This is a genomic window from Thalassotalea montiporae (assembly GCF_053485855.1).
The window spans coordinates 1-5,631 of record NZ_JBQRUO010000014.1 but is presented as its reverse complement, the minus strand read 5'-3'; the positions used below and the strand labels follow the sequence as shown (position 1 = coordinate 5,631).

The window sequence follows — 5,631 nt, the reverse complement described above, 5'->3', positions numbered from 1 at the left end:
CAACTGGGTAAAACCATGTTTTTCTGGGGTTGGTATATCTGGGCATAATAGCCTCCTCATTGAGATAAGGAGGTGTCCACTAAAACGGGGGAACTGCAGTGTCCGTTTAATTGCCTTGTTATGTAAATTCTTCTTACTTTACCGAGGGTTGGGTTAAAAGCCAAACTTGAAAAGTATTTGAACTGAACCTACCTGTAACTCTCCACCACAACACACTAAATCTGAATTTTGAGCCGCAAGTTGTTCTTGAAAAAGCACTAAACGCTAACGGCGAAAAACACATGAACGTGCAAGTAAATTCAGAAAGGGGTGCTTGCTTTGATTAACTTTCATCCTTGAAATTGTGGTGGTACTTAACGCCCCATTCAGGGGCTTTTAATAGTTGGCTACAATAACGAACGCAGTGAGGAAAGCCAACTGTTAAAAGTCCCGCACTGTAATGGCTTATTATATTTGAATTTCAACTTGCTTTCTTAAAATGTGCAGTAATTCAATGGACTCATTTGCTTCGCCATTGAAACTGTAGCCAGAAGTGTTTTAACCATCACAAATTTTGATCTGATTACCTCGCCAACATATGACAGCTACTTTTGTAATAACACCGTCTTTTAAAAACTCGATTCGATAATTGGGAACAAAACACCTGTTAGGCTCACCTTTAGGAAGCGATTGAAATAAGCTTAAGATCTTATCAGTAGAGCTATTTTCAGGGTTGATAACACAAACTTCTGATTTGAAAGGATCGGATGTTGCCAACGTTTTCAAATCAATATTCGTCGAACGTAGTTTATCAGCAAAGACCACGATATCACTCGGTAATAGAGCAACTTTTATAGAGTCGCAATCAACAGTAAGGTTTTTATCCAAAGATTTACACTTAAATATTTTACTAAGTTTATCGATAATGCCCATGCTCGGCCAAATATAACGCCCTGTTAAGGGGCTGATTAATGTTTGGCTAAAATGTGTAGCGAAGCGAAACCGAGCCAAACGTTAGCAGTCCCGCATTTAAACAGCTTGTTATGTTTTATTTAAAGCCGAAGTACATAAACAATAAAGAAAAAATACTTAAAATACACGTCAGTGGAAATAAAAACGAAAAAATTTTGTCGTAGTTTGACACTGGTAAAGAAATATTCGGGTGCTTAAAAATAAGACCATTTCTTAGACCTCTAGGGACGTAATACCAACGAGGGTAAAAGCGATACTTTTTAAAGATATGGTTGCTATATAGGAGCTGTGAAATAAAGCAAACCCAAAGAGGAAAAACAAAAATTAAATCTATTGGAGTAAAGCTAACACCAACTTTAAGAGCTTTGCTAAAAACAACAAAGAGCGTAAAGAGAAGAATCAAAGCTGCGGATATAAATGTAGCTTTACGATTAGAGTACACAGGCTCATTTAAGAACAGACTAATGATGATGAAAAGAAAAAACTCTATTTGAAAATTATGCATACTCCCTCATAAAACATAACGCCGCCATATGGGGCGCATAAATGCTTGGCTATACTTTGCGACGAAGGAGCGCAGCCAAGCGTTTTGCGTCCCTGCCATAATGGCCTTGTTAGCTCCTGCTCTCAACTCGATAATCCCTCGTTGTTTGCAGACTTTTTATTTTTTTGGTTGGGTGTAACCGGCAAATAATAAGTCAGAGCCTCTAGTTTTTCGTAGCCAAGACTTTCTCTAATTTCATTTCTCAGGGAATTTACAAGCTCAGTACAATCAGCTCCTTGATTATTGGCAAAGTCCAAAGAGTATTGAGAAGCTAATCGTGATTGCAAGTCTGAACCATGAAGATGAATTATAGCTATCGCGTCTTCCACAGGTATTGCTTTATTTTGTACGTTGCCCATTTCATCTTTGGGTAACAAATCTTTTTCAAGGCCTGAACGAACAAGTGCTTTATAAGCGGTTGAAAGAGCTTCTATCTTTAAAGCTCGTTGTGAATTAAGTACGTCACGTTTTGATGTAAATTTATGAGTAAAATATACACCAATTAATGCAATCAAAATTGGTAAGTATTTACCCAACAGTTCCATAATTATATTTGAATCATCCATTGAACTATCCTAAAGAGCTAACGCCCGCATAATGGGCAAAAAATTGTTGGCTAAAATCAGCGACGAAGGAGCAAAAGCCAACAGTTTTTGTCCCTGTTAATGCGCTTGTTAGGGTTACACTTCGAAAGCCGCGCACTCCGTACCTTGATGGTAACTCATTTGCCAACAGTTGTTATTTAGCTCCCAAATAGAGCAGCGAAGTGAGTATGTTGGTTTTGAGTTCCCACCCTTTACCATTACAGCACGATACAATAATTGAACACAATTTGGAGCTATTTTTCTCAGCTCAAAGTCAGTTGCGGTAATTTTAGGTGGGGTTTCCGAAGGGAGGCGTTCAAGCACATGCTTTTTATCAAATCGAATGCCTGATGCACCAACCTCAGTAAAATTAGGCGCGATAAGTTTATCGAGATGGGTAGTTGAAGATCTTACTTCAGGAGAGAATAGAGAAGCCTCTAATTTTGTAATTGTTGACTCGATATCTTGCACCGTACTTTCCTTGTAACCCTAACGCCGCAATAAGCGGCAAGTGAAGCTTGGCTAAAATTGGCGAGGAACGAGCACGAGCCAAGCGTAACGTGTCCGTTTAATTGCCTTGTTAGGTGTTTTTTACTCTGAAACTTAGTTTAAAGCTAATTGCCACAATAATACCAACTAATGCTACAGCTAATGTATCACCAACAGGATCCAAGTACATAGAGGTAAAATAGTGATTTATGGGTATATAAGTCGAAGGAACTAGACCAATTAACATATAACTTATGATTGTCCCTTTAGTGTATTTTTGAATAAGATAATGAGAAGGAATAACCCAAAGAATGATAACTACCAGAGCCACCAATGTAATCACTAAAGCTGAAGAAAAGCTTAGCAGCCACTCAATTGAACCGCCGCCTGAAAATAAGAAAAATACGGTACTTGTTATGAATACTGTAAATGATGAAACTAATGTTGATTTAATTACCGAATTCAAAGAAACACCTAACGTTTTAGTTAAACGGCTTGGAATGATTGGCTTGTGTTTTTGCGTCTTTTGCAAAAACCGAGACAAGCGTTACAAGTCCGATTGAACTACTTGTTAGGTGTTCAGCCCAATTCTCGCGGCTTTGCCGCCAACACCTGAGCACTTGGGAAAACACCTAAGTTTAAATTTTAACGGTACTTAAAAGGTTAACTGGCTAATGGAAAGTTGGGCGTTGAATTAATCCATTAACTCAGAAGAAAATTCCCTTTAAGCGTGCCTGTGTTCGATATTACAAATTGCTTGAAAGATTAACAACTTCAATGCAATACGAATGACACCTAACGCCCGCTTAATGGGCAAATAATTAGCTTAGCTAAAATTTAGGAGCGCAGCGACGAGAGCTAAGCTTTATTTGTCCCGTTGAAGCGCTTGTTATGTTTACATTATAATTATAGGTATATCCCAGTTTGTTTGATCAGTACCCCCAATACCTTGATAATTTGCATTGTCTTCTACACCTTTAATTATGTTTTTAGCATCGAGAGCTGGATATTTTTTTGAAACTATATCCAAATCTATTTGGGATTGGTCGCTGTAGTTGACTTTTACACCTGTAACAGTAAGCCCCATACTATCAGTCTGTACAAAATCAAAGTTGCCTAAATATGTTGCTTTGCCTGACTCAACTTTAAACTCTATAGCAATTGGGTTTACTGGCTTTATATGGGCATAACCACTATGTACTCCCCATCTCCATATTTTGTAATTTCCAGCGGGTAGTTCAACAGCAAAAACCTCACCTTTGCGGTTCAAATGAGCAAAATCGCCTTTTGGTGGAATTGGCAGAAAAGCAACACCTTCGCCAAATTGAATTTCACCACGAATCTGATTGTCCATTCCGTGATAATAAACAGAGTAGCCAGAATAGCTCCCTCGATAGCTCACAGAAGAAATTAATACGCCATTGCCTGATTCGTGGTTAAGAGAATAATTTCCCTTAATCGTCTTAGTTGAAGCACATCCAGTTAAAACTAGTAATAGTAAAATTAAACTAAATAATTTGTTCATAAACTCTAAACTTGATTGTAAACATAACGCCTTACTAAAAGGCGGAAAATGCTTGGCTAAAATTGGCGACGAAGGAGCACAAGCCAAGCGTTTTGCGTCCTTTTGAGTAACTTGTTAGGCAATACCTAGCACCAAACTACGTCTTTTGTTTATTAAAGCTGTAGTTGAAATCTCGTTTTTGAATATTACGACTATCGTATTCAGCCCACCACAGAACATTACGAGGGTCGTCTAGAGCTTTACTTGTATAGTTGACCAAGGAATCATAATCATTGTCTGAAAGATATAGTGCACACCTGATTATTCGTGAACGATTAACAGCTGTATCAATTTCCAATAAAGGCTCAATAATTTCTTTTGCTCTTTGAGCATCAGGAAACTTATTTGTAATCCAGTCTTCAATGTCATCTTCAAACTTTTTCATGGTATGCCTAACGCCCTGTTAACAGGCAATAAAATAGTTGGTTAAAATTAGCGACGAAGGAGCAAAAACCAACTGTTTTTTGTCCTTGTTTAACAGCTTGTTAGCCGTCTACTCTCCCGTAGGAAAAGTTAGAAATACCATAATCGTTAATCTGACCTACTATTTTTATTTTGCCACCTCTAGATAATTTTTTAATATCTGCTGAGGATGCATTACAAACTTTACGGTTATACACCATAAAGTCGCCCTCTAATCTAAGGTGACGATCGCAGCGTTTATATAATTCGGTTGTCTTTATTACATTTTCAATAATGTAGCTATTACGCGCATCGCTAGCTTTGTGTAGCAAGTAACTTATTGGACCGGAAAAAGAACTATACGATAAAGCTGAAAGAGGTATCCAACTAACCAAATAACAAAAAGCAAGCTTTTTCTTTGTCATTTTCAAAAATGCTAACTCAGGAGAGTTAATTTTATTACTAACAATGACAAATGTTAAAATTAGAACGATAAAGTTAAAAGCATTTAAATAATTTGCATAAAGAAACAACTTTTTTGATGGAATAAAGTCATCCACAATAGCGCCCATAGCAATTAACATAGTAAGAGGTATAACAACTACTAGTGATAACCAAACAATATAAAATATTAATAATGACTTTTTCAAAATGCCCAAACTTTAAATGACGGCTAACGCCGCAATAAACGGCAAGTGAAGCTTGGCTAAAATCGGCGAGGAACGAGCACGAGCCAAGCGTAACGTGTCCGTTTAATTGCCTTGTTATGTAAATTCTTCTTACTTTACCGAGGGTTGGGTTAAAAGCCAAACTTGAAAAGTATTTGAATCCAGCCTGCCAACTACTCGACACCACAACAAACTAAATCTGAATTTTGAGCCGAAAACTATTGTTGAAAAAAGCACTAAATTCTAACGGCGAAAAACACATGAACGTACAGATGAATTCAGAAAAAGGCGCTTGATTTGATTAACCTACATCCTTGATATTGTGGTGGTACATAACGAATGATATGGACTCCCCGCTCGGCATCTTTCTCTAGCGAGTGTGCCATAGTGAAGTTGATAAGTAGCTTCAATTGAGGAGAGTCCATATGT

The 5,631-nt window shown here is 37.5% G+C and carries 7 protein-coding genes; all 7 read right to left on the bottom strand.

Going from position 1 to position 5,631, the window contains the following annotated elements; translation table 11 throughout:
* Positions 1-537: 537 nt before the first annotated feature.
* Positions 538-867 carry a hypothetical protein gene (locus ACSLUR_RS19045; RefSeq protein ID WP_448556918.1) on the bottom strand — a complete coding sequence of 110 codons (330 nt, stop codon included), beginning with the start codon at positions 865-867 and terminating at the stop codon, positions 538-540.
* Positions 868-1,578: 711 nt separating this feature from the next.
* On the bottom strand, positions 1,579-2,061 hold the full coding sequence (locus ACSLUR_RS19040; RefSeq protein ID WP_448556917.1) for a hypothetical protein: 483 nt from the start codon (positions 2,059-2,061) through the stop codon (positions 1,579-1,581).
* A gap of 114 nt (positions 2,062-2,175) precedes the next feature.
* Entirely contained in the window at positions 2,176-2,550 is a 375-nt protein-coding gene (locus tag ACSLUR_RS19035; RefSeq protein ID WP_448556915.1) for a nuclear transport factor 2 family protein, read from the bottom strand.
* A 109-nt stretch (positions 2,551-2,659) separates the two neighbouring features.
* Positions 2,660-3,034 (bottom strand): hypothetical protein, encoded by a 375-nt coding sequence (locus ACSLUR_RS19030; RefSeq protein WP_448556913.1) that lies wholly within the window; start codon positions 3,032-3,034, stop codon positions 2,660-2,662.
* A gap of 429 nt (positions 3,035-3,463) precedes the next feature.
* Complete coding sequence (locus ACSLUR_RS19025; protein ID WP_448556912.1) at positions 3,464-4,093, bottom strand: lipoprotein; 630 nt, start codon at positions 4,091-4,093, stop codon at positions 3,464-3,466.
* 136 nt (positions 4,094-4,229) lie between these two features.
* Complete coding sequence (locus ACSLUR_RS19020) at positions 4,230-4,517, bottom strand: hypothetical protein (RefSeq protein ID WP_448556910.1); 288 nt, start codon at positions 4,515-4,517, stop codon at positions 4,230-4,232.
* Positions 4,518-4,617: 100 nt separating this feature from the next.
* Positions 4,618-5,184: a hypothetical protein gene (locus ACSLUR_RS19015; protein WP_448556908.1), complete on the bottom strand. Its 567-nt coding sequence runs from the start codon at positions 5,182-5,184 to the stop codon at positions 4,618-4,620.
* Positions 5,185-5,631 lie beyond the last annotated feature (447 nt).